Source organism: Pseudomonas fungipugnans (assembly GCF_029955235.1).
Classification (GTDB): domain Bacteria; phylum Pseudomonadota; class Gammaproteobacteria; order Pseudomonadales; family Pseudomonadaceae; genus Aquipseudomonas; species Aquipseudomonas fungipugnans.
Genome location: NZ_JARBWL010000002.1, coordinates 1,746,633 through 1,767,942, shown reverse-complemented (window position 1 = coordinate 1,767,942; position 21,310 = coordinate 1,746,633). Strand labels below are relative to the sequence as shown.

Below are 21,310 nucleotides of genomic sequence, written 5' to 3'. Positions count from 1 at the left end.
TGAGAATGGCCCAAAAACCTGTGGGAGCGAGCTTGCTCGCGATAGCTGCCTGTCAGACACCATCAATGGTGGATGTTATGGCCTCATCGCGAGCAAGCTCGCTCCCAGATGGAGTCGCGCATACTCTTCGAGCTGCGGATAGAACACTCTGAAATCCTCACTCAACGGCTCATACAACACCCGCAATTCCTGCATCGCCCCCGCCAGCTCTTCAGGCCGGGTCAACCGCCGCGATATCCCGCGCAGCACCTGCGCCAACACCTCGAAATCCTCGTAAGAACCCAACCAGTCATTGGCCACCATGTGCGGGGCAATCTGCGCCAGGCGCTCCGGTAATTGCGGTTCGCTGGACAACACCCGATACACATCCGAGGTGAACTGCTCAAGCGACTGGTCCGCATAGAGTGCCCAGTCCCGCGCCAGGCAATGGTCGAAAAAAACGTCCAGGACGATCCCGGCATAGCGCCGTCGCGTGACGGAAAACCGCGCCAGCGCGATGTCCACCTGCGGGTGGCGATCGGTAAACACGTCAATGCGGCGATGCAGCTGGATGGCCGCTTCAATCTCCGGGGCGTACTGCCCTTGCAGCCGACCTTTGACGAAATCGCCATACAGGCTGCCGAGCAATTGTCCGGGGCGCTGGCCACCGAGGTGCAGATGTGCGAGATAATTCATGGGCGCAGCTTAGCACTGCCACCAAATATCGTTATAACCCGATATACCGATTTGCACGGTCGCCAGACCAAAATCATATTGGTATATCGCAATATAACGATTTAAAGTTCGCCTCATCGCGATATAGCGTTTCACTCATCACGAGCCCCCAACCATGAACCTTGACCTCGACGAAATAATAAAAGCCCTGGCACACCCAGTACGCCGAGACATTCTCAACTGGCTGAAAGACCCAAAAGTCCAGTTTCCGGAACAGCTTCACAACCACGAATACGGCATCTGCGCCGGTCAGATCGATCAACGCTGCGGCCTGTCGCAGTCGACTGTTTCCGCGCATCTGGCGACCTTGCAACGGGCCGGTCTGATCAGTAGCCAGAAAGCCGGCCAGTGGCACTTTTTCAAACGCAACGAGGACGTGATTCAGGCATTCCTCGACGCGATCGTTTTAGAACTCAGCGCACCCACAAGGAATTAACGATGCCCCTCTCGCTACTCATTCTGGCCCTCAGCGCCTTCGCTATCGGCACCACCGAGTTCGTCATCATGGGCCTGCTGCCCGATGTGGCGGCCGACCTCGGTGTGTCGATTCCCGGCGCCGGCTGGCTGGTGACCGGTTACGCCTTAGGCGTGGCCATCGGTGCGCCGTTCATGGCACTGGCCACTGCCCGACTGCCGCGCAAGGCCGCACTGGTAGCGTTGATGGGGATTTTCATCATTGGCAACTTGCTATGCGCCCTGGCCAGTGACTACAACGTGCTGATGTTTGCCCGTGTGGTCACCGCGCTCTGCCACGGTGCGTTCTTCGGTATCGGTTCGGTGGTCGCCGCCAATCTGGTGCCTGCCAACAAACGTGCTTCGGCGGTGGCATTGATGTTCACCGGCCTGACCCTGGCCAACGTCCTCGGCGTACCACTGGGCACCGCACTGGGTCAGGAAGCCGGCTGGCGCTCGACCTTCTGGGCCGTGACCGTCATTGGCGTGATCGCCTTGATCGGCCTGATTCGCTTCTTGCCGGCCAAGCGTGACGAAGAAAAACTCGACATGCGCGCCGAACTGAGGGCCCTCAAAGGCGCCGGCATCTGGCTGTCGCTGAGCATGACCGCGCTGTTCGCCGCGTCGATGTTCACCCTCTTTACCTACGTCGCCCCGCTGCTCGGCGATGTCACCGGCGTCTCGCCCAAAGGCGTAACCTGGACCCTGCTGTTGATCGGCCTGGGGCTGACCGTGGGCAACATCATCGGCGGCAAGCTGGCGGACAAACGCCTGGCGGCCACGCTGATCGGCGTGTTCATCTCGATGGCCGTGGTCTCGACCGTACTGACCTGGACCAGCGTCGCGGTGATCCCGACCGAAATCACTCTGTTCCTCTGGGCCACCGCCTCGTTTGCCGCCGTGCCGGCGCTGCAAATCAACGTGGTGACCTTCGGCAAAGCCGCGCCGAACCTGGTCTCGACCCTGAACATCGGCGCCTTCAACGTCGGCAACGCGCTGGGCGCCTGGGTCGGTGGCAGCGTCATCGCCCACGGCTTCGGCCTGACCAGCGTGCCCCTGGCGGCGGCCGCACTGGCGGTGCTGGCCCTGCTGGTGACCCTGATCACTTTCCGTCAGCGCGGCGATGCCGAGCTGGCCCCTGCTACCAACTGATTAACCAATCACTCACGAGGGTTGTATTTCATGACGACTATTTTCGATCCGATCAAACTGGGCGACCTTGAACTGTCCAACCGCATCATCATGGCGCCGCTGACCCGCTGCCGCGCCGATGAAGGCCGTGTGCCGAACGCGCTGATGGCCGAGTATTACGTGCAACGCGCCTCGGCCGGCCTGATCCTCACCGAAGCCACCTCGGTCACGCCAATGGGCGTCGGCTACCCGGACACCCCGGGCATCTGGTCCAACGATCAGGTGCGTGGCTGGGCCAACGTGACCAAGGCGGTGCATGCCGCTGGCGGCAAGATCGTCCTGCAACTGTGGCACGTCGGGCGGATCTCCCACCCGTCGTACCTGAGCGGCGAAGCGCCAGTCGCACCGAGCGCCGTCCCGGCCAAGGGCCACGTCAGCCTGGTACGCCCGCTGGCCGATTACCCGACACCACGCGCCCTGGAAACCGCTGAAATCGCCGACATCGTCGACGCCTACCGCACCGGTGCCGAGAACGCCAAGGCCGCCGGTTTCGACGGCGTGGAAATCCACGGCGCCAACGGCTACCTGCTCGACCAGTTCCTGCAAAGCAGCACCAACCAGCGCACCGACAACTACGGTGGCTCCCTGGAAAACCGTGCACGCCTGCTGCTGGAAGTGACTGACGCCGCTATCGAAGTCTGGGGCGCAGGCCGCGTCGGTGTGCACCTGGCACCGCGTGCCGATGCCCACGACATGGGCGACGACAACCTGTCCGAGACCTTCACCTACGTCGCTCGCGAACTGGGCAAGCGTGGCATCGCCTTCATCTGCTCCCGCGAGAAAGAAGCCGGCGACAGCCTTGGCCCACAACTGAAAAAAGCCTTCGGCGGCCCGTACATCGCCAACGAGCGCTTCACCAAGGACAGCGCGAACGCCTGGCTGGCATCCGGCAAGGCTGACGCAGTGGCGTTCGGTGTACCGTTCATTGCCAACCCGGATCTACCCGCACGATTGAAAGCCGATGCACCGTTGAATGAAGCACGTCCTGAGTTGTTTTATGCCAAGGGTCCGGTCGGTTATATCGACTATCCAACGCTGTAAACATTGATCTGAAACGCAAAAGCCCCGACTCGAAAGAGCCGGGGCTTTTTTTGGGGCCTGCGCGCACTCGTTCACACGCACGACACAAAATTCCTACAAAATACGTAGCTCGCTACCTATCAACCCGCGCCTTCAACCTATATAAAGGCAGGCCTTTGAAGCGAAACCAGCAAATGCCTGGTCATTCAAGAAGGCGAGTGTTGACATCACTCGTGCCAATTCCGCATTTTGTTTCACCTGCGCAAGCTGGGGCTGAAGCGCAGCAGATCCAACCCTGTATCGACCCAACGCTCGGCCTCGGTGTGCAGCTCAAAGCTGTCGGGGGCCAGCAACCACTGATACAGGATGCCGTCGATGTAGGCATGCAGGCTGATAGCTGCGCGGGCAGTATCGAGATCATCCGGCAACTGCCCGCGATTTACCGCATTACGCAAGGCCAGGCCGATTCGCACATTGCAGTCGAGGCTGACCGTTCGGCGCTGCTGGCGCAGGTCGCACATTTCATCGGTGAATTCGCACTTATGAAACAAAATCTCATTAATGCGTCGGGTTTTCGGGTCCAGTGCAACTTGATGAAACAAATGAATCAGCAGCTTGCGCATGCAGCCCAGCGGATCGAGTTCATCTTCGCTCTCACTGGCCTTGGCCATTTCATCCAGTGGTTCGTGCAGGGTGTCCAGCATGGCCTGCACCAGATCGGCCTTGTTACTGAAGTGCCAGTAAATGGCCCCGCGCGTCACGCCCGCCAGGGAGGCAATGTCTGCCAGCGTGGTGCGCGCCACTCCCCTTTCGTAAAAGGCTTTCTCTGCCGCTTCGAGTATCTGGCTTCGGGTTTCTTGAGCTTCCTCTTTGGTACGACGGACCATGGCAGTAAAACCTCAATCAGGGTGCATCAGCGATGTCTGAATATCAGCTGAATAAATATGGGGCGATCGCTCTTGGGTGCCGTCCCCGGCCTACAATTCACAACTTTGAACCGCGCTTGTAACGATGTGGGTACGCAGCCAAGGTATTTACAAACAACCATGAACGTAAGTATATTCCTTAGCAAGCTACTTATCCACTCAGCTCCCGATTTTTACCCTTCCACCTTTCTTGTGCGCATTTTGCGCGCCTGACCCGAGGATCTTCATGCAATTCAAGCCAGCTGTTACCGCTCTGGTCACTGCCGTTGCCCTGGCATCGCTGCTCAGCGGATGTAAAAAGGAAGAGGCGGCCCCTGCCGCACCACCCCCTCAGGTCGGCGTTGTCACCCTGCAACCACAAGCCTTTACCCTGACATCCGAGCTGCCGGGCCGCACCAGTGCGTACCGCATCGCCGAGGTTCGCCCGCAGGTCAACGGCATCATTCTCAAGCGTCTGTTCAAGGAAGGCAGTGACGTCAAGGCCGGCCAGCAGCTTTACCAGATCGATCCGTCGGTCTATGAAGCCACGCTCAAAAGCGCCGAGGCCAACCTGCAACAGACCAAGTCGATCTCCGATCGTTACAAGCAGTTGGTCAACGAGCAGGCCGTAAGCCGCCAGGAATACGACACCGCCGTGGCCAACCGCCTGCAATCGGAAGCGTCGCTGCAGACCGCACAGATCAACGTGCGCTACACCAAGGTCTACGCACCGCTGACCGGCCGTATCGGTCGCTCGAACGTGACCGAAGGCGCACTGGTCAACAATGGTCAGACCGATGCCATGGCTGTCATTCAGCAACTGGACCCGATCTATGTCGACGTGACCCAGTCTTCGGTGGAACTGCTTGAGCTGCGCCGCGAACTGGAAAGCGGCCGCCTGCAAAAGGCCGGTGACAACTCGGCAGCGGTCAAACTGACCCTGGAAGACGGCAGCCAGTACAAGCTGGACGGCAAGCTGGAGTTCTCCGAAGTCTCGGTGGACCAGACCACCGGCTCGGTGACTATTCGCGCCGTATTCCCGAACCCTGAACACACCCTGCTGCCAGGCATGTTCGTGCACGCCCAATTGCAGGCCGGGGTCAACGCCGCCGCCATTCTGGCGCCGCAACAAGGCGTTACCCGCGACCTCAAGGGCACGCCAACCGCGCTGGTCGTCGGGCCAGACAACAAGGTCGAACTGCGTCAGCTCAAGGCCAGCCGCACCGTCGGCAGCCAATGGCTGATCGAAGACGGCCTCAAGGCCGGCGATCGCCTGATCACCGAAGGGCTGCAATTCGTCAAACCGGGTATTGAAGTGAAACCGACCGACGCGACCAACGTAGCTGCGAAAAACCCGGCCCCTGCGCAGGCAACAGACAAAGCTGCAGGCGGCAAAGGGGAGTAAACCATGTCGAAATTTTTTATCGACCGTCCGATTTTCGCCTGGGTAATTGCCCTGGTGATCATGCTGGTCGGTGCTCTATCGATCCTCAAGCTTCCGATAAACCAGTACCCAAGCATCGCGCCACCGGCCATTGCGATCTCCGTGACCTACCCAGGCGCCTCTGCACAAACCGTGCAGGACACCGTGGTACAAGTCATCGAGCAGCAGCTCAACGGTATCGATAACTTGCGTTATGTATCGTCGGAAAGTAACTCCGACGGCAGCATGACCATCACCGCGACCTTCGAGCAAGGCACCAACTCCGATACCGCGCAGGTTCAGGTCCAGAACAAACTGAACCTGGCCACCCCACTGCTGCCGCAAGAAGTGCAGCAACAGGGTATCCGCGTGACCAAGGCAGTGAAAAAACTTCCTGCTGGTGATCGGTGTGGTATCGCAAGACGGCAGCATGTCCAAGGACGACCTGTCCAACTACATCGTGTCGAACATGCAGGATCCGATCTCGCGGACCGCCGGCGTCGGTGACTTCCAGGTCTTCGGTGCCCAGTATGCGATGCGGATCTGGCTCGACCCGGCCAAGCTGAACAACTTCAACCTGACCCCGGCCGATGTCAGCGCCGCGATCTCGGCGCAGAACGTTCAAGTGTCCTCCGGCCAGCTCGGCGGTTTGCCGGCGCTGCCTGGCACGCAACTGAACGCCACGATCATCGGCAAGACCCGCTTGCAGACTGCCGAGCAGTTCAAGGCGATCCTGCTGAAGGTCAACAAGGACGGTTCGCAAGTACGTATCGGTGACGTTGCCGATGTCGGTCTGGGTGGCGAGAACTCCAGCATCGCGGCGCAGTTCAACGGCAAACCGGCTTCCGGTCTGGCGGTAAAACTGGCCAACGGCGCCAACGCCCTCGACACCGCCAAAGCGCTGCGTAAAACCATCGACGATCTGAAGCCGTTCTTCCCGCAGGGAATGGAAGTGGTGTTCCCGTACGACACCACTCCGGTGGTGACCGAGTCGATCAAGGGTGTGGTTGAAACCCTGGTTGAGGCGATCGTGCTGGTGTTCCTGGTGATGTTCCTGTTCCTGCAGAACTTCCGCGCCACCGTCATCACCACGATGACAGTGCCAGTGGTGTTGCTGGGTACGTTCGGGATCCTCGCGGCATTCGGTTTCAGCATCAACACCCTGACCATGTTCGGCATGGTGCTGGCCATCGGCTTGCTGGTGGACGATGCCATTGTCGTGGTGGAAAACGTCGAACGGGTAATGAGCGAGGAAGGCCTGTCGCCCAAGGAGGCCACCAAGAAATCCATGGGGCAGATCCAGGGTGCACTGGTCGGTATCGCGCTGGTGCTGTCGGCAGTACTGCTGCCAATGGCATTCTTCAGCGGCTCCACGGGCGTGATCTACAAGCAGTTCTCGATCACCATCGTCTCGGCCATGGCCCTGTCGGTCATGGTCGCCCTGATCTTCACCCCGGCACTGTGCGCCACCATGCTCAAGGCCATTCCGAAAGGCGAGCACGGCACACCGAAACGCGGCTTCTTCGGCTGGTTCAACCGCAACTTCGACCGTGGCGTCAAAAGCTACGAGCGCGGTGTCGGCAACATGCTCAAGCACAAGATCCCGTACCTGCTGGCGTACCTGCTGATCATCGTCGGCATGATCTGGCTGTTCACCCGCATTCCGACCGCGTTCCTGCCGGAAGAAGACCAGGGCGTACTGTTTGCCCAGGTACAGACCCCTGCCGGTTCCAGCGCCGAACGCACGCAAGTGGTGATCGACGAAATGCGTTCCTACCTGCTGGAGAAAGAATCCGGCGCGGTGGCTTCGGTGTTCACCGTGAACGGCTTCAACTTCGCCGGTCGTGGTCAGAGCTCCGGCCTGGCGTTCATCATGCTCAAACCGTGGGGCGAGCGTGACGCAAGCAACAGCGTGTTTGCCCTGGCAGGTCGAGCCCAGCAGCACTTCTTTACCTTCCGCGATGCGATGGTGTTCGCCTTCGCCCCGCCGGCGGTACTGGAATTGGGTAACGCCACCGGTTTCGACGTGTTCCTGCAAGACCGCGCCGGTATCGGTCACGACAAGCTGATGGCAGCACGTAACCAGTTCCTGGGCATGGCTGCGCAGAGCAAGGTGCTGTACCAGGTGCGTCCGAACGGCCTGAACGACGAACCGCAATACCAGTTGGAAATCGACGACGAGAAAGCCAGTGCCCTGGGCCTGACCCTCGCCGACATCAACAGCACGCTGTCGATCTCCTTCGGTAGTAGCTACGTGAACGACTTCATCGACCGGGGTCGAGTGAAGAAAGTCTACATTCAAGGCCAGGCGGGTTCGCGCATGAGCCCTGAAGACCTGAAGAAGTGGTACGTGCGCAACAGCGCGGGGACCATGGTGCCGTTCTCCGCGTTCGCCAAAGGTGAGTGGGTATACGGTTCGCCGAAACTGGCCCGTTACAACGGCGTGGAAGCGATGGAAATCCTCGGGGCTCCGGCGCCGGGCTACTCCACCGGTGAAGCCATGGCCGAAGTCGAGGCGCTCGCGGCGAAACTGCCTGCTGGTGTGGGTATCTCCTGGACTGGCCTGTCCTATGAGGAACGGCTGTCCGGCTCGCAAGCGCCAGCGCTGTATGCCCTGTCGCTGCTGATGGTATTCCTGTGTCTGGCGGCGCTGTATGAAAGCTGGTCGATTCCGATCGCGGTCATGCTGGTGGTGCCATTGGGGATCATCGGTGCGTTGATGGCCACCAGCCTGCGCGGCCTGTCCAACGACGTGTACTTCCAGGTGGGCCTGCTGACAACCATCGGTCTGGCATCGAAAAACGCCATTCTGATCGTCGAGTTCGCCAAGGCACTCCACGAGCAGGGACACTCCCTGCGCGAGGCGGCGATCGAAGCCTGCCGGATGCGTCTGCGACCGATCATCATGACGTCGCTGGCATTCGTCCTGGGTGTGGTTCCACTGGCGATTTCCACCGGCGCCGGTTCGGGTAGCCAGCATGCGATTGGCACCGGGGTAATTGGCGGTATGATCACCGCCACGGTCCTGGCCATCTTCTGGGTCCCACTGTTCTTCGTCACCGTGTCCTCCATCGGCCAGCGTAAAAAGGCCGACCAGGATGACGCAACCGAAACTCCTAAAGAGGCTGGCTAATGAGCAAGTCGCTACTCTCCCTGGCAGTCGCCGCGTTTGTACTCGGTGGTTGCTCGCTGATACCTGATTATCAGCAGCCTGCTGCCCCGGTCGCCGGCCAGTTCCCGCAAGGTCCGGCGTATTCGCCGGCCCAGGCACCTGGCCAGGCGGCCGCCGAGCAGGGCTGGAAGCAGTTTTTCCATGACCCGGCCCTGCAGCAACTCATCCAGCTCGCCCTGGAAAACAACCGCGACCTGCGTGTCGCGGCGCTGAACATCGATGCCTATGCGGCTCAATACCGCATCCAGCGTGCCGATCTGTATCCGGCCGTATCGGCCAATGGCACAGGCAGCCGTCAGCGGTTGCCGGCGAGAGCGTCGAGCACCGGCCAGGAAATGATCTCCAGTTCCTACTCCGCCACCGTTGGTGTCAGCGCCTACGAACTCGACCTGTTCGGTCGGGTTCGCAGCCTGAGCGAACAAGCGCTGCAACAATACTTCGCCACCGAAGAAGCGCGCCGCAGCACCCAGATCAGCCTGGTGGCCAGCGTGGGCAACGCCTACCTGACCTGGCAGGCCGACAAGGAACTGCTGAAGCTGACCCAGGACACCCTGGGTGCGTTCGAAGAGAGCTACAAGCTCACCGCACGCAGCAACGAAGTGGGCGTGGCCTCTGCGCTGGACCTGGCCCAGTCGCGTACCTCGGTGGAAAACGCCCGGGCGCAACTGGCCAAGTACACCCGTCAGGTCGCTCAGGATGAAAACAGCCTGACCCTGCTGCTCGGCACCGGCGTGCCGGCCAACCTGCAAGCTGCCAAGCCACTGGCTGACGACCTGCTGAGCGACGTACCCGCCGGCCTGCCGTCGGACTTGCTGCAACGTCGCCCGGACATCCTTCAGGCCGAGTACAACCTGAAAGCCGCCAACGCCAACATCGGCGCGGCGCGTGCAGCGTTCTTCCCGAGCATCAGCCTGACGGCCAATGCCGGCACGCTCAGCCCGGACTTGTCCGGCCTGTTCAAGGGCGGTTCGGGCACCTGGCTGTTCTCGCCGCAGATCAACCTGCCGATCTTCAACGCCGGCAGCCTGCGCGCCAGCCTGGATTACTCGAAAATCCAGAAAGACATCGGCGTGGCGAACTACGAGAAGTCCATACAAACGGCCTTCCAGGAAGTTGCCGACGGCCTGGCCGCCCGCCAGACCTACACCGAGCAGTTGCAGGCCCAGCGTGATTTCGTCGCCGCCAACCAGGACTACTACCGTCTGGCCGAGCGTCGTTATCGCATTGGCGTCGACAGCAACCTGACCTTCCTCGATGCCCAGCGTCAGCTGTTCAGTGCCCAACAGGTACTGATCACCGACCGTCTGGCGCAACTGGTCAGCGCGGTCAATCTGTACAAGGCGCTGGGCGGTGGTTGGAACCAGCAGACCGCGAAGAACGAGCCGTTGAAAGAAGAAGCACCGAAGCTGAAGTTGTTCTGATAGCGCTGTAGAAACGAGAAGCCCACCTTTTGGTGGGCTTTTTGTTGGCATCTGGAAAAGATGTGTCGTCTGGTCTGGCCCTATCGCGAGCAAGCTCGCTCCCACATTTGATCGCATTCTCATGAAAAAACTCGGTCACCTGTGGGAGCGAACCTGCTCGCGAAGAGGCCATCCCTCACACCACAAAACGCCATCAATACAGTGTTCGATAACCGCCCAAAACCCGCCTCCCCCAATTGAATCCCGCCATCCATCCCCCGCACCATTCGTCGCACAAAACCAATAACAACAGGTCTGACACCATGCCCCCGCGCCCTGCCCCGTCCGGCTGATCCCGCCGCTTTTTCCAGAATTCGAACACCTTGTCTGCACCCCACGGTTGCGGCAGCGCCCCGTTTCACCCCTAACAATTAGAGAGACCCGAGCCCATGACGCCTTCTACCGCGCAGTACCTGTTCCCCGGCCTGATCGCCACCGCACTGGCCAGCAGCGCCCTGCCCGTGCTCGCCGAGGATTCAGGTTTTATCGACGGCGCCACGGCCAACCTCAACCTGCGCAACTTCTACATCAACCGCAACTTCACCAACCCGACCAAGGCTCAGGGTAAGGCTGAAGAGTGGACGCAGAGTTTCATCCTCGACGCCCGCTCCGGCTTCACCCAGGGCACGGTCGGTTTCGGCATGGACGTGCTCGGCTTGTACTCGGTGAAGCTCGATGGCGGCAAAGGCACTGGCGGTACGCAATTGCTGCCGCTGGACCACAATGGGCGCCCGGCGGACAACTTTGGCCGCACCGACGTGGCGTTCAAGGCCAGGCTGTCGCAGACCGACATCAAGGTCGGCGAATGGATGCCAGTGTTGCCGATCCTGCGCTCGGACGATGGGCGCTCCCTGCCGCAAACGTTTCGTGGCGGCCAGGTCACGTCGAAAGAGATCGACGGCCTGACGCTCTACGGCGGCCAGTTCCGCGCCAACAGCCCCCGCGACGACAGCAGCATGAGCGAGATGTCGATGGTCGGCAAAACCGCCTTCACCTCCGACCGTTTCAACTTTGAGGGCGGCGAATACACCTTCAACGACAAACGCACCCAGGTCGGTCTGTGGAACGCCGAGCTTAAGGATATCTACAGCCAGCAATACATCAACCTGACCCACAGCCAGCCGCTGGGCGACTGGACCCTGGGCGCCAACCTCGGCTTTTTCCATGGCAAGGACGACGGCAGCGCCCGGGCCGGCGAGCTGGATAACAAGACCTGGTCGGGGATGTTCTCGGCCCGATACGGTGGCAGCACCTTCTACCTCGGCCTGCAAAAACTCACCGGCGACAGCGCCTGGATGCGCGTCAACGGCACCAGCGGCGGGACGTTGGCCAACGACAGTTACAACAACAGCTACGACAACGCCCAGGAACGCTCGTGGCAACTGCGCCACGACTACAACTTCGCCGCCCTCGGCATCCCTGGCCTGACGCTGATGAACCGCTACATCAGCGGCGACAATGTCCATACCGCCAGCACCACCGACGGCAAGGAATGGGGCCGCGAAAGTGAACTGGGCTACGTGGTGCAGACTGGCACCTTTCGCGACCTGAACGTCAGATGGCGCAACTCCAGCATGCGCCGGGACTTCAACAACAATGAATTCGACGAGAACCGGTTGATCGTCAGCTACCCGTTCAACCTCCTGTAAACACGGGTCCACTGTGGAAGCGAGCCTGCTCGCGAAGAGGCCTGCTGCCTTGAATAAGTGTTGGCTGACACACCGCCTTCGCGAGCAAGCCCGCTCCCACAAGGGATATTCGGTGGACACAGGACTTGCGCTCACACCAAACAACTGTGGGAGCGGGCTTGCCCGCGAAGAGGCCAGCAGCCTTGAATAAGTGTTGGCTGACACACCGCCTTCGCGAGCAAGCTCGCTCCCACAGGGGATCTTCGGTGAACGCAGGACTTGCGCTCACACCAAACAACTGTGGGAGCGGGCTTGCCCGCGAAGAGGCCAGCAGCCTTGAATAAGTGTTGGCTGACACACCGCCATCGCGAGCAAGCTCGCTCCCACAGGGGATCTTCGGTGAACGCAGGACTTGCATTAACACTGAACAACTGTGGGAGCGGGCTTGCCCGCGAAGAGGCCAGCAGCCTTGAATCAGTGTTGGCTGACACACCGCCTTCGCGAGCAAGCCCGCTCCCACAGCGGATCTTCGGTGAACACAGGACTTGCGCTCACACCAAACAACTGTGGGAGCGGGCTTGCCCGCGAAGAGGCCAGCAGCCTTGAATCAGTGTTGGCTGACACACCGCCATCGCGAGCAAGCTCGCTCCCACAGGGGATCTTCGGTGAACACAAGACTTGCGTTCACACCAAACAACTGTGGGAGCGGGCTTGCCCGCGAAGAGGCCAGCAGCCTTGAATAAGTGTTGGCTGACACACCGCCTTCGCGAGCAAGCCCGCTCCCACAAGGGATATTCGGTGAACACAAGACTTGCGTTCATACTGAACAACTGTGGGAGCGGGCTTGCCCGCGATGGCGTCAGCCCAAACACCACAATTTCCCAGGCTCACGCCCTCGACTCAACCCCCAGCTCATCCCACACCGATTCTGCCAGATGGAACGTCGCATTCGCCGCCGGAATCCCGCAGTAGATTGCGCTCTGCATGATCACTTCCTTGATCTCGCCACGGCTCACGCCATTGTTGGCAGCGGCGCGCAGATGCAGTTTGAGTTCTTCGCTGCGGTTCATGCCGATCAGCATGGCGATGGTGATCAGGCTGCGGGTATGGCGTGGCAAGCCGGGGCGGGTCCAGATGTCGCCCCACGCGTGGCGGGTGATCATCTCCTGAAACTCCGAGTTGAACTCGGTCAGGGCGTTCAGGCTGCGATCAACATGCGCGTCGCCCAGCACGGCGCGACGGACTTTCAGGCCTTCGTCATAACGTTGTTTCTCGTCCACAAAAATCCCCTCAGTGCTGCAACAAAAACGTCAGCACCCGCTCGCTGAACGCGGCGCCGGCCTGGACGTTGGACAGGTGTGCGGCATAGAACTCGGCGTACTCGGCGCCTCGCACACGCTCCTGAATGAAATGCCCGCCGGACGGCGGCGTCACCGCATCTTCAGTGCCGGCAATCACCAACAACGGCACCGTGATAGCGGACAACTGTTCGCGAAAATCAGCATCACGCACCGCCGCGCAATTGGCCGCATACCCCTGCGGCGACGTGGCGGCGAGCATGTCGGTGATCTGTTTGGCGGCCGCCGCATCAGCCTCGGCAAAGTCCGGGGTAAACCAGCGTGCAATCGAGGCATCGCGCAAAGCGACCATGGCGGCAGGCCCGTCGCGCAGCACCGTTTCGATTCGTGGATTCCACACCGATGGCTCGCCGATTTTTGCCGCCGTGTTGCACAGAACCAAGCGGTTCAATCGGTCACTGGCGTTGATCCCCAACCACTGGCCAATCAGACCGCCCATGGACAGACCGCAAAAATGCGCACGCTCGATGTGCAAGGCATCCAGCAGCGCCAGCACATCGCGCCCCAACTGTTCGATGCGGTAGGGCCCCGGCGTGACCAGCGATTGCCCATGACCGCGGGTATCAAAACGCAGCACGCGAAAATGCTCGGTAAACGCCGGCATTTGCGCGTCCCACATGTGCAGGTGGGTGCCCAGCGAGTTGGACAGCACCAGCACCGGCGCATCCACCGGCCCATCGAGTTGGTAATGCAGTTCGCCCTCGGCGAGTTGTACGAATCCCACGGCAGCCTCCTTCAGGCAGTCAACGCAACATGTTCAGCCACCGCCCGCTCGACCCAGCGCTGGGCCTGGCCGAGATAATGGACAGGGTCCAGCAGACGATCCAGTTCGGTGGCAGACAACTCGGCGATTACCTGCGGCTCATCACCGAGGACAGCGCGCAGATGCCGTTGCTCGGCCACGGCGCGCTTGCAGCACTGCTCCAGCAAATGATGCGCGGTATCGCGCCCGACCCGTTGCGCGAGGACAATGCTCACCGCTTCGGCCAGCACCAGTCCCTGGGTCAGCTCAAGGTTGCGGGCCATGCGCTTGGCATCCACTTCCAGACCGTCCGCCATCAGCAGCGCCTGTTGCAGACTGCCGGACACCAGGCAGCAAATCTCCGGCAGGGTTTCCCACTCGGCGTGCCACAGGCCCAGGCTGCGCTCGTGTTCCTGGGGCATGGCGCTGAACAGCGTCGACACCAGGCCGGGCACCCGTGTCGCCGCACTGATCAACACCGCTGCACCGATCGGATTACGCTTGTGCGGCATGGTCGAAGAACCGCCCTTGCCCGGCGCCGCTGGCTCGAAGACTTCGCCGGCTTCGGTCTGCATCAACAGGCTGATGTCGCGGCCGATTTTGCCGAGGCTGCCGGCGATCAACCCCAACACCGCGCCAAACTCCACCAGACGATCACGCTGGGTATGCCAGGGCTGTTCCGGCAAGCGCAATTGCAGTTCCTCGGCCAACGCTTCGGCAATCGGCAGCGCCTGCTCGCCGAGCGCCGCCAGGGTCCCGGAGGCGCCACCGAATTGCAGCACCAACAAGCGCGGCTTGAGTTCTCGCAGACGCTGACGGCTGCGGGTGACCGCACCCAGCCAACCGGCGATTTTCATGCCCAGGGTCACTGGCGTCGCGTGTTGCAACCAGGTACGTCCGGCCAGCGGCGTCGCGGCATAATGTTGCGCCTGTGTCGCCAGACGCTCGCCCAGTTGCGCCAAATCACTCTCGATCAGTTCAAGCGCACGACGCAGTTGCAGGACCAGACCGCTGTCCATCACGTCCTGACTGGTCGCCCCCAGATGCACATATCGCTCGGCCTCGACGTCGTTGAGCGCGATCTGCTTGCCCAACGCCTTGACCAGCGGAATCGCCGAATTGCCCGCCGTGGCAATTGCCTCGCCGAGGGCCACGAAATCGAAGTGCCCTGCCTGACAGGCTGCGGCAATCGGCACCACCGCAGTCGGCGGAATCAACCCGACCCGCGCTTCGGCCCGGGCCAGCGCCGCTTCGAAATCGAGCATCGCCTGCACCCGGCCCTGATCGCAAAACACCTCACGCATATCGCGGGCAGTGAAATAGGCATCGAACAATTGATTGTTCGCTCGCTGGTTCATAAACAGTCCTTGGCAGCGTGGGCCACCCAGGCCCACGCGTTGAGATCAAAGGTCGTGATGCAGATACGCCGCCTCTTTGGGCAGGCGCAGACTGAACAGGAACGCCACCGCCATCATCACCGTGACGTACCAGTAGAAGGAGTTTTCCATACCCACCGATTTCAGGCTCAGGGCCACGTATTCCGCCGAGCCGCCGAAGATCGCATTCGCCACCGCGTACGCCAGGCCAACGCCCAGTGCGCGCACTTGCGGCGGGAACATCTCGGCTTTCACCAGGCCGCTGATCGAGGTGTAGAAACTGACGATTGCCAGCGCCACGGTGATCAGCACGAAGGCCAGGAACGGGCTGCTGATGCTTTTCAACGTCAGCAGAATCGGCACGGTGAACAGCGTCCCGAGGGCGCCGAACCACAGCATCGAATTACGTCGGCCAATCTTGTCGGCGAGCATGCCGAACAGCGGCTGCATGCACATATAAAGGAACAGCGCGCCGGTCATGATGTAGCTCGCGGTCTTGGCGTGCATGCCGGCGGTGTTCACCAGGTATTTCTGCATGTAGGTGGTGAAGGTGTAGAAAATCAGCGAGCCGCCAGCGGTGTAGCCGAGCACGGTGATGAACGCCGCCTTGTGATCGCGAAACAGCGCACGGATGCTCCCGGCGTCCTTGTCTTCGCGCATTTCCTTGCTGGTGGTTTCCTTGAGCGTGCGACGCAGGAACAACGAGATCAGCGCCGCCAGCGCGCCGACCGCGAACGGGATGCGCCAGCCGTAGGCACGCAAGTCGTCTTCAGAGAGAAATTGTTGCAGGATCACCACCAGCAGCACCGCCAGCAGTTGCCCGCCGATCAGCGTCACGTACTGGAACGAGGCGAAGAAACCGCGTTGACCCTTGAGGGCGATTTCACTCATGTAGGTGGCAGTGGTGCCGTACTCGCCACCCACCGACAAACCCTGCAGCAAACGGGCGAACAACAGCAGCAACGGCGCCCACACGCCGATGTCCTTGTAGGTTGGCAAACAGGCGATGAGCAACGAGCCGAAGCACATCATCAGCACCGAAATCATCATCGAATTCTTGCGCCCGTGCTTGTCCGCCACGCGACCGAAAATCCAGCCACCGATGGGCCGCATCAGGAACCCGGCAGCGAACACGCCGGCGGTGTTTACCAGTTGCACCGTGGGGTTGTCGGATGGAAAAAACGCTGGCGCGAAATAGATGGCGCAGAAGGCATACACATAAAAGTCGAACCATTCGACCAGATTGCCGGACGAGGCGCCGACTATCGCAAAGATCCTTTTGCTGCGCTCTTCACCGGTGTAGTGAGTTGTGTTGGTTGTCATTATTTTTCACTCTTTGGGGACAGTGAGAGTCTAGACATACTTTGCAACAGCCCCGTTCCACATAACAAAGCAGCACGGCCTCTGTGGCGAGGGAGCTTGCTCCCGCTGGCGTGCGAAGCAAGCGCAAAAACTGATGTCACGCTGTACCGGGCAAACTGTATCTGCCCGGTTTACGACTGCTGCGCAGCCGAGCGGGAGCAAGCTCCCTCGCCACAAGAGCAAACGGCCACTCAATAATCAAAGAACACCGTCTCCGCATCGGTCCCCTGCAAAATCACATTCCACTGATAAGCACCCGACGCATCCGTCTTCGCCAGCAAGGTAGCGCGCCGCTCCGCCGGGACACATTCGAGCAGCGGGTCCGAGACGTTCGCCGGCTCGCCATCAAAGTAGATCCGCGTCAGCAAGTGCTTCACCAACCCGCGCGCAAACACCAGCACCACCAGGTGCGGTGCCTGGGTCGTGCCCTGCAAACCTTCTACCGTGCCCGGTTTGATCGTGGTGAAACGAAAGCGCCCTTGCGCATCCACCGGCACCCGGCCAAAGCCCTGGAAATTCGGGTCCAGCGCCTTGGCCTGATCATCTTCAGGGTGGTCGTACTTGCCGACGGCGTTGGCCTGCCAGACTTCAAGCATCGCGTCGTTGACGAAGTCGCCATTGCCATCGATGACCTGCCCGGTGATTGCCACGCGCTCGCCCAGCGTCTGCTCGACAGTCAGGTCTTCGCGGTTCAGCCAGGTCAGACCGATGTGGTAATACGGCCCGACGGTGTGGGACGTGGTCGCGTTCAGCGTCATCTTATTTCTCCATCGGCGTGGCTTCGCGGCCGCGCAAGACGATGTCCCAACGGTAACCGAGGGCGTAGGAAGGAATGGTTTTTTCCAGATCGAACGTGGCGATCAAACGCTCTTTGGCGCGGGTATCCGGTACGCAGTTGTAGATCGGGTCGTAGGCCAGCAACGGATCACCGGGAAAATACATTTGCGTGACCAGCCGCGTCAGGATGCTCGGGCCGAACAACGAGAAATGGATGTGCGCCGGGCGCCAGGCATTGTGGTGATTGCCCCAAGGATAAGCGCCGGGCTTGATGGTCTGGAACTGATAGTTGCCATCGGCGTCGGTCACGGTGCGGCCGGTGCCGGTGAAGTTCGGATCCAGCGGTGCGTCGTGGGTGTCGCGATGATGGTGGTAGCGGCCGGCGGCGTTGGCCTGCCAGATTTCCACCAGAATGCCCGGCACGGGCAGACCGTCCTCGTCCAGCACCCGACCATGAATAATGATGCGCTCGCCCTGCGGCTCGCCCGGGTGCTGGGCGGTCAGGTCATTGTCTTTCTCGTTGACGTGCTCGGCGCCGATGGTCGGGCCGGTAATTTCCGACAGCGAATGGGGCAGGAACACCAACGGCTTCGACGGCGAGCGACGGTGGGTGGATTGATAGGCCGGGTGCAGATACTCCGGCTGGGTCCCCGCCTGCGGGCGGCGGTAACCAGGCTTGTCAGTCATGAATCGTTCCTCAGTTCTTGTTAGTCGTCGCGGTCTGTGTCAGACGCGCTCGATGGCCAACGCCAGGCCCTGGCCGACACCGACACACAGGGTCGCCAGCGCTTTTTTGCCGCCCGTCTTTTCCAGCTGATGCAACGCGGTCAGCACCAGACGCGCACCGCTCATGCCCAACGGATGGCCCAAGGCAATGGCGCCACCGTTCGGGTTGACCTGCGGTGCATCGTCCGCCAACCCCAGCTCACGCAGCACCGCCAGGCCCTGGCTGGCAAAGGCTTCATTGAGTTCGATCACGTCGAAATCGCTGATCGCCATACCAAGACGCTCGATGAGTTTGCGCACCGCCGGCACCGGGCCGATGCCCATGAGCCGTGGCGCGACGCCAGCGCTGGCCATGCCGAGTACCCGGGCGCGGGCGGTCAAGCCGTGTTTCTTCACCGCTTCGGCGGATGCCAGGATCAGCGCCGCCGCGCCGTCGTTCACACCGGAAGCGTTGCCGGCAGTGACGGTCTTGTCGGGGCCATTGACCGGCTTCAATCTGGCCAGGGTTTCCAGTGTGGTATCGGCGCGAGGATGTTCATCCTGGCAGACGACGCTTTCGCCTTTCTTGTGGGCAATGCGCACCTCAACAATTTCCTCGGCGAAAAATCCTGCGGCTTGCGCGGCAGCCGTGCGCTGCTGACTGCGCAGGGCGAAGGCGTCCTGATCGGCGCGCGATACCCCGTAGTCGTCGGCGACGTTGTCGGCGGTTTGCGGCATCGCATCGACGCCATACTGCACTTTCATCAACGGGTTGATAAAGCGCCAGCCGATGGTGGTGTCTTCCAGTTTCATGCTGCGCGAAAAAGCCGCGTCGGCCTTGCCCATCACGAACGGTGCGCGAGACATCGACTCGACGCCGCCGGCAATCGCCAGCTCCATCTCGCCACTGGCGATGGCGCGAAACGCGGTGCCGATGGCATCCATGCCCGACGCGCAGAGGCGATTGAGGGTGACGCCGGGAATGGTTTGCGGCAGGCCCGCCAGCAGCAAGGCCATGCGCGCCACGTTGCGGTTGTCTTCGCCGGCCTGGTTGGCGCAGCCGAGGAACACCTCATCCACCGCGCTCCAGTCCACCGATGGATTGCGTTCCATCAGCGCCCTGATCGGCACGGCGGCCAGATCGTCGGCACGCACAGTCGACAGTCCGCCGCCAAAGCGGCCGATGGGCGTACGGATCGCGTCGCAGATATAAACGTCACGCATCAGGCTTCTCCCGGTGCTTGGCCGTGGGCGGCGGCGGTGCGCACTTCGAGATCGCGCAGCGCGGTCAGTTCGATATCGGTGGGCGCGGCCGTGTTTTCAACCGTGCCTGCAAAACGGACCGTCCACCCCGTCGCCGCGATCACTTGCTCGCGGGTCACGCCCGGATGCAGCGCGGTGACCACAAATTCGTGGCTGCCGGCTTCCGGCTCCATGATGCACAGGTCGGTGATGATGCCGACCGGACCGGCGCCCGGCAGCCCCAGACGTTTGCGCGAATCACCGCCCTCGCCGTGGCCGACCGAGGTGATGAAATCGAGTTTTTCCACAAACGAACGCGCCGACTGTTTAAGGATGATCAACACGCTCTTGGCCGAACCGGCAATCTCCGGCGCGCCACCGGCACCGGGCAGGCGGACTTTCGGCTGATGGTAATCGCCGACCACCGTGGTGTTGATGTTGCCGAAGCGGTCGACCTGCGCCGCGCCGAGAAAACCGACGTCGATGCGTCCACCCTGCAACCAGTAGCGAAAAATCTCACCGGTCGGCACGACGGTGTCAGCGGTTTCCGCCAGCTCGCCATCACCAATCGACAACGGCAGTACGCTCGGCTTGGCGCCAATCGGGCCCGATTCGTAGATCAGCACCACGTCCGGCGAAGACGTCAGTCGCGCCAGGTTGGCCGCTTTGGAGGGCAAGCCGATGCCGACAAAACACACCGAGCCGTTTTTCAAACGGCGGGCGGCGGCCACGGTCATCATTTCGTTGGTGGTGTAAGTCATTACCTGGTCTCCGAAGCAGCGGCCAGCTTGGCCTGGAACTCGCTGAAGTCAGCGCAGCCGTGGATGTACTCGTTGATCCACGCGGTGAATGTCTCGCGATCACGGGCAATCGGATCCCAGGCCTGATAGAAACGGTTGTCGCGTTCGGTGTAGCCGTGAGCGTAGGACGGATGCGCGCCGCCGGGCACATGGCACACCGCGCTCAGGGCCCAGGTCGGCAGCACGCAGGCATTCATCGGAGCATTGAGGTCGTCGACGATTTCTTCGACGGTGACGATGCAGCGCTTGGCCGCCAACGCGGCTTCTTTCTGCACGCCAAGAATGCCCCACAGCAGCACATTGCCCTTGCGATCGGCTTTCTGCGCATGGATCACAGTGATGTCCGGACGCACCGAGGGTACAGCGGCCAGCACTTCGCCGGTGAAGGGGCACGTCACGGTCTTGATCAGCGGATTGACCTTCGGCAGGTCGGAGCCGGCGTAGGCACGCAGCACCGCGAACGGCAGGCCGGAAGCACCGGCGACGTAGGCGTTGGCCAGGTCGGCGTGGCTGTGTTCTTCGATTTCCAGGGCATGGGGCCAGTGCTTCTCGACCGCGTCGCGCAGGCGATGCAGAGAGCCAACACCGGGATTGCCGCCCCAGGAAAAAATCAGCTTGCGAGCACAACCGGCACCGATCAACTGGTCGTAGATCAGGTCAGGTGTCATCCGTACCAAGGTCAGGTCTTTCTTGCCCTGACGAATGATTTCATGACCCGCCGCCGTCGGAATCAGGTGGGTGAAGCCTTCGAGCGCGACGGTGTCGCCGTCGTTGACGAACTGCTTCACCGCGTCATGCAGCGAAAGGATTTCAGCCATGGAGCAGGCTCCCGTTTGAGATGAACCGACAGTGGAAGAAGGGGCGCCTGGACTGCGCCGGAGTCACTGAAGATTAAGCCTGGGGAAAAAGCCAAACAATCCGATAATCGAGTGAGTGTTCGGTTATCGAACAGATTGTTGTCTTCCTATCGATCCAGATCAAA

Annotated in this window: 17 protein-coding genes and 1 pseudogene; 7 read left to right on the top strand and 11 right to left on the bottom strand. The window is 61.1% G+C overall.

Annotation, left to right across the window (positions count from 1 at the left end):
• Positions 1–75: 75 nt before the first annotated feature.
• Positions 76–675, bottom strand: coding sequence for an acyl carrier protein phosphodiesterase (locus tag POF45_RS22975; RefSeq protein ID WP_282316833.1), 600 nt, complete (start codon positions 673–675; stop codon positions 76–78).
• Between the two features lie 154 nt (positions 676–829).
• Between POF45_RS22975 and POF45_RS22970 the strand changes: the two genes are divergently transcribed.
• From POF45_RS22970 to POF45_RS22960, 3 genes are read left to right on the top strand one after another with little or no spacing between them, the layout of a single operon-like run.
• Positions 830–1,150: an ArsR/SmtB family transcription factor gene (locus POF45_RS22970; RefSeq protein WP_259500228.1), complete on the top strand. Its 321-nt coding sequence runs from the start codon at positions 830–832 to the stop codon at positions 1,148–1,150.
• A gap of 2 nt (positions 1,151–1,152) precedes the next feature.
• Positions 1,153–2,319 (top strand): MFS transporter, encoded by a 1,167-nt coding sequence (locus POF45_RS22965; RefSeq protein WP_259500226.1) that lies wholly within the window; start codon positions 1,153–1,155, stop codon positions 2,317–2,319.
• Positions 2,320–2,349: 30 nt separating this feature from the next.
• The gene (locus tag POF45_RS22960) at positions 2,350–3,399 is read left to right on the top strand and encodes an alkene reductase (RefSeq protein ID WP_259500224.1); all 1,050 of its coding nucleotides are present in this window, start codon (positions 2,350–2,352) and stop codon (positions 3,397–3,399) included.
• 233 nt (positions 3,400–3,632) lie between these two features.
• Here POF45_RS22960 and emhR read toward each other — a convergent pair whose 3' ends face one another.
• On the bottom strand, positions 3,633–4,265 hold the full coding sequence (emhR, locus tag POF45_RS22955; protein WP_259500221.1) for an efflux system transcriptional repressor EmhR: 633 nt from the start codon (positions 4,263–4,265) through the stop codon (positions 3,633–3,635).
• Positions 4,266–4,530: 265 nt separating this feature from the next.
• On the opposite strand from emhR, the gene emhA reads away from it, so the two are divergent.
• The 4 genes and pseudogenes from emhA (at position 4,531) to POF45_RS22935 (ending at position 11,987) form a co-directional block, all read left to right on the top strand.
• On the top strand, positions 4,531–5,688 hold the full coding sequence (gene emhA / locus POF45_RS22950; RefSeq protein ID WP_259500219.1) for an efflux RND transporter periplasmic adaptor subunit EmhA: 1,158 nt from the start codon (positions 4,531–4,533) through the stop codon (positions 5,686–5,688).
• A gap of 3 nt (positions 5,689–5,691) precedes the next feature.
• Positions 5,692–8,839 (top strand): annotated as a pseudogene (gene emhB, locus POF45_RS22945) (efflux RND transporter permease subunit EmhB).
• Complete coding sequence (emhC, locus tag POF45_RS22940; RefSeq protein ID WP_282316832.1) at positions 8,839–10,299, top strand: efflux RND transporter outer membrane subunit EmhC; 1,461 nt, start codon at positions 8,839–8,841, stop codon at positions 10,297–10,299. Before emhB ends, emhC begins: the two are co-directional and overlap by 1 nt.
• Before the next feature lie 428 nt (positions 10,300–10,727).
• Positions 10,728–11,987 carry an OprD family porin gene (locus POF45_RS22935; RefSeq protein WP_282316831.1) on the top strand — a complete coding sequence of 420 codons (1,260 nt, stop codon included), beginning with the start codon at positions 10,728–10,730 and terminating at the stop codon, positions 11,985–11,987.
• An 866-nt stretch (positions 11,988–12,853) separates the two neighbouring features.
• On the opposite strand, the gene pcaC is transcribed toward POF45_RS22935, so the two are convergent.
• From pcaC to POF45_RS22890, 9 genes are all read right to left on the bottom strand, one after another.
• The gene (gene pcaC, locus POF45_RS22930; RefSeq protein WP_259500214.1) at positions 12,854–13,246 is read right to left on the bottom strand and encodes a 4-carboxymuconolactone decarboxylase; all 393 of its coding nucleotides are present in this window, start codon (positions 13,244–13,246) and stop codon (positions 12,854–12,856) included.
• Positions 13,247–13,256: 10 nt separating this feature from the next.
• On the bottom strand, positions 13,257–14,048 hold the full coding sequence (gene pcaD, locus POF45_RS22925; RefSeq protein WP_259500211.1) for a 3-oxoadipate enol-lactonase: 792 nt from the start codon (positions 14,046–14,048) through the stop codon (positions 13,257–13,259).
• Positions 14,049–14,059: 11 nt separating this feature from the next.
• Positions 14,060–15,424, bottom strand: coding sequence for a 3-carboxy-cis,cis-muconate cycloisomerase (locus tag POF45_RS22920; RefSeq protein WP_282316830.1), 1,365 nt, complete (start codon positions 15,422–15,424; stop codon positions 14,060–14,062).
• 45 nt (positions 15,425–15,469) lie between these two features.
• A complete protein-coding gene (locus POF45_RS22915) occupies positions 15,470–16,765 on the bottom strand; it encodes an MFS family transporter (RefSeq protein ID WP_282316829.1) in 1,296 nt (431 codons plus the stop codon).
• Positions 16,766–16,995: 230 nt separating this feature from the next.
• On the bottom strand, positions 16,996–17,562 hold the full coding sequence (gene pcaG / locus POF45_RS22910; RefSeq protein ID WP_282316828.1) for a protocatechuate 3,4-dioxygenase subunit alpha: 567 nt from the start codon (positions 17,560–17,562) through the stop codon (positions 16,996–16,998).
• Position 17,563: 1 nt separating this feature from the next.
• Positions 17,564–18,268 (bottom strand): protocatechuate 3,4-dioxygenase subunit beta, encoded by a 705-nt coding sequence (gene pcaH / locus POF45_RS22905; protein ID WP_259500203.1) that lies wholly within the window; start codon positions 18,266–18,268, stop codon positions 17,564–17,566.
• A gap of 39 nt (positions 18,269–18,307) precedes the next feature.
• Positions 18,308–19,513 (bottom strand): 3-oxoadipyl-CoA thiolase, encoded by a 1,206-nt coding sequence (gene pcaF, locus POF45_RS22900; protein WP_282317456.1) that lies wholly within the window; start codon positions 19,511–19,513, stop codon positions 18,308–18,310.
• Positions 19,510–20,289, bottom strand: a complete 780-nt coding sequence (locus tag POF45_RS22895) for a CoA-transferase subunit beta (protein WP_282316827.1) — start codon at positions 20,287–20,289, stop codon at positions 19,510–19,512. The genes pcaF and POF45_RS22895 overlap by 4 nt, the downstream gene beginning before the upstream one ends.
• A complete protein-coding gene (locus POF45_RS22890; protein WP_259500197.1) occupies positions 20,289–21,146 on the bottom strand; it encodes a CoA transferase subunit A in 858 nt (285 codons plus the stop codon). The genes POF45_RS22895 and POF45_RS22890 overlap by 1 nt, the downstream gene beginning before the upstream one ends.
• Between the last annotated feature and the right edge of the window lie 164 nt (positions 21,147–21,310).

Coding starts and splice junctions, on each gene's coding strand:
- POF45_RS22970 (WP_259500228.1), top strand. CDS start 830: ATGAACCTTGACCTCGACGAAATAATAAAAGCCCTGGCACACCCAGTA.
- emhA (WP_259500219.1), top strand. CDS start 4,531: ATGCAATTCAAGCCAGCTGTTACCGCTCTGGTCACTGCCGTTGCCCTG.
- POF45_RS22965 (WP_259500226.1), top strand. CDS start 1,153: ATGCCCCTCTCGCTACTCATTCTGGCCCTCAGCGCCTTCGCTATCGGC.
- POF45_RS22915 (WP_282316829.1), bottom strand. CDS start 16,765: ATGACAACCAACACAACTCACTACACCGGTGAAGAGCGCAGCAAAAGG.
- POF45_RS22890 (WP_259500197.1), bottom strand. CDS start 21,146: ATGGCTGAAATCCTTTCGCTGCATGACGCGGTGAAGCAGTTCGTCAAC.
- POF45_RS22960 (WP_259500224.1), top strand. CDS start 2,350: ATGACGACTATTTTCGATCCGATCAAACTGGGCGACCTTGAACTGTCC.
- POF45_RS22935 (WP_282316831.1), top strand. CDS start 10,728: ATGACGCCTTCTACCGCGCAGTACCTGTTCCCCGGCCTGATCGCCACC.
- POF45_RS22920 (WP_282316830.1), bottom strand. CDS start 15,424: ATGAACCAGCGAGCGAACAATCAATTGTTCGATGCCTATTTCACTGCC.
- pcaG (WP_282316828.1), bottom strand. CDS start 17,562: ATGACGCTGAACGCGACCACGTCCCACACCGTCGGGCCGTATTACCAC.
- pcaH (WP_259500203.1), bottom strand. CDS start 18,268: ATGACTGACAAGCCTGGTTACCGCCGCCCGCAGGCGGGGACCCAGCCG.
- POF45_RS22975 (WP_282316833.1), bottom strand. CDS start 675: ATGAATTATCTCGCACATCTGCACCTCGGTGGCCAGCGCCCCGGACAA.
- POF45_RS22895 (WP_282316827.1), bottom strand. CDS start 20,289: ATGACTTACACCACCAACGAAATGATGACCGTGGCCGCCGCCCGCCGT.
- emhR (WP_259500221.1), bottom strand. CDS start 4,265: ATGGTCCGTCGTACCAAAGAGGAAGCTCAAGAAACCCGAAGCCAGATA.
- emhC (WP_282316832.1), top strand. CDS start 8,839: ATGAGCAAGTCGCTACTCTCCCTGGCAGTCGCCGCGTTTGTACTCGGT.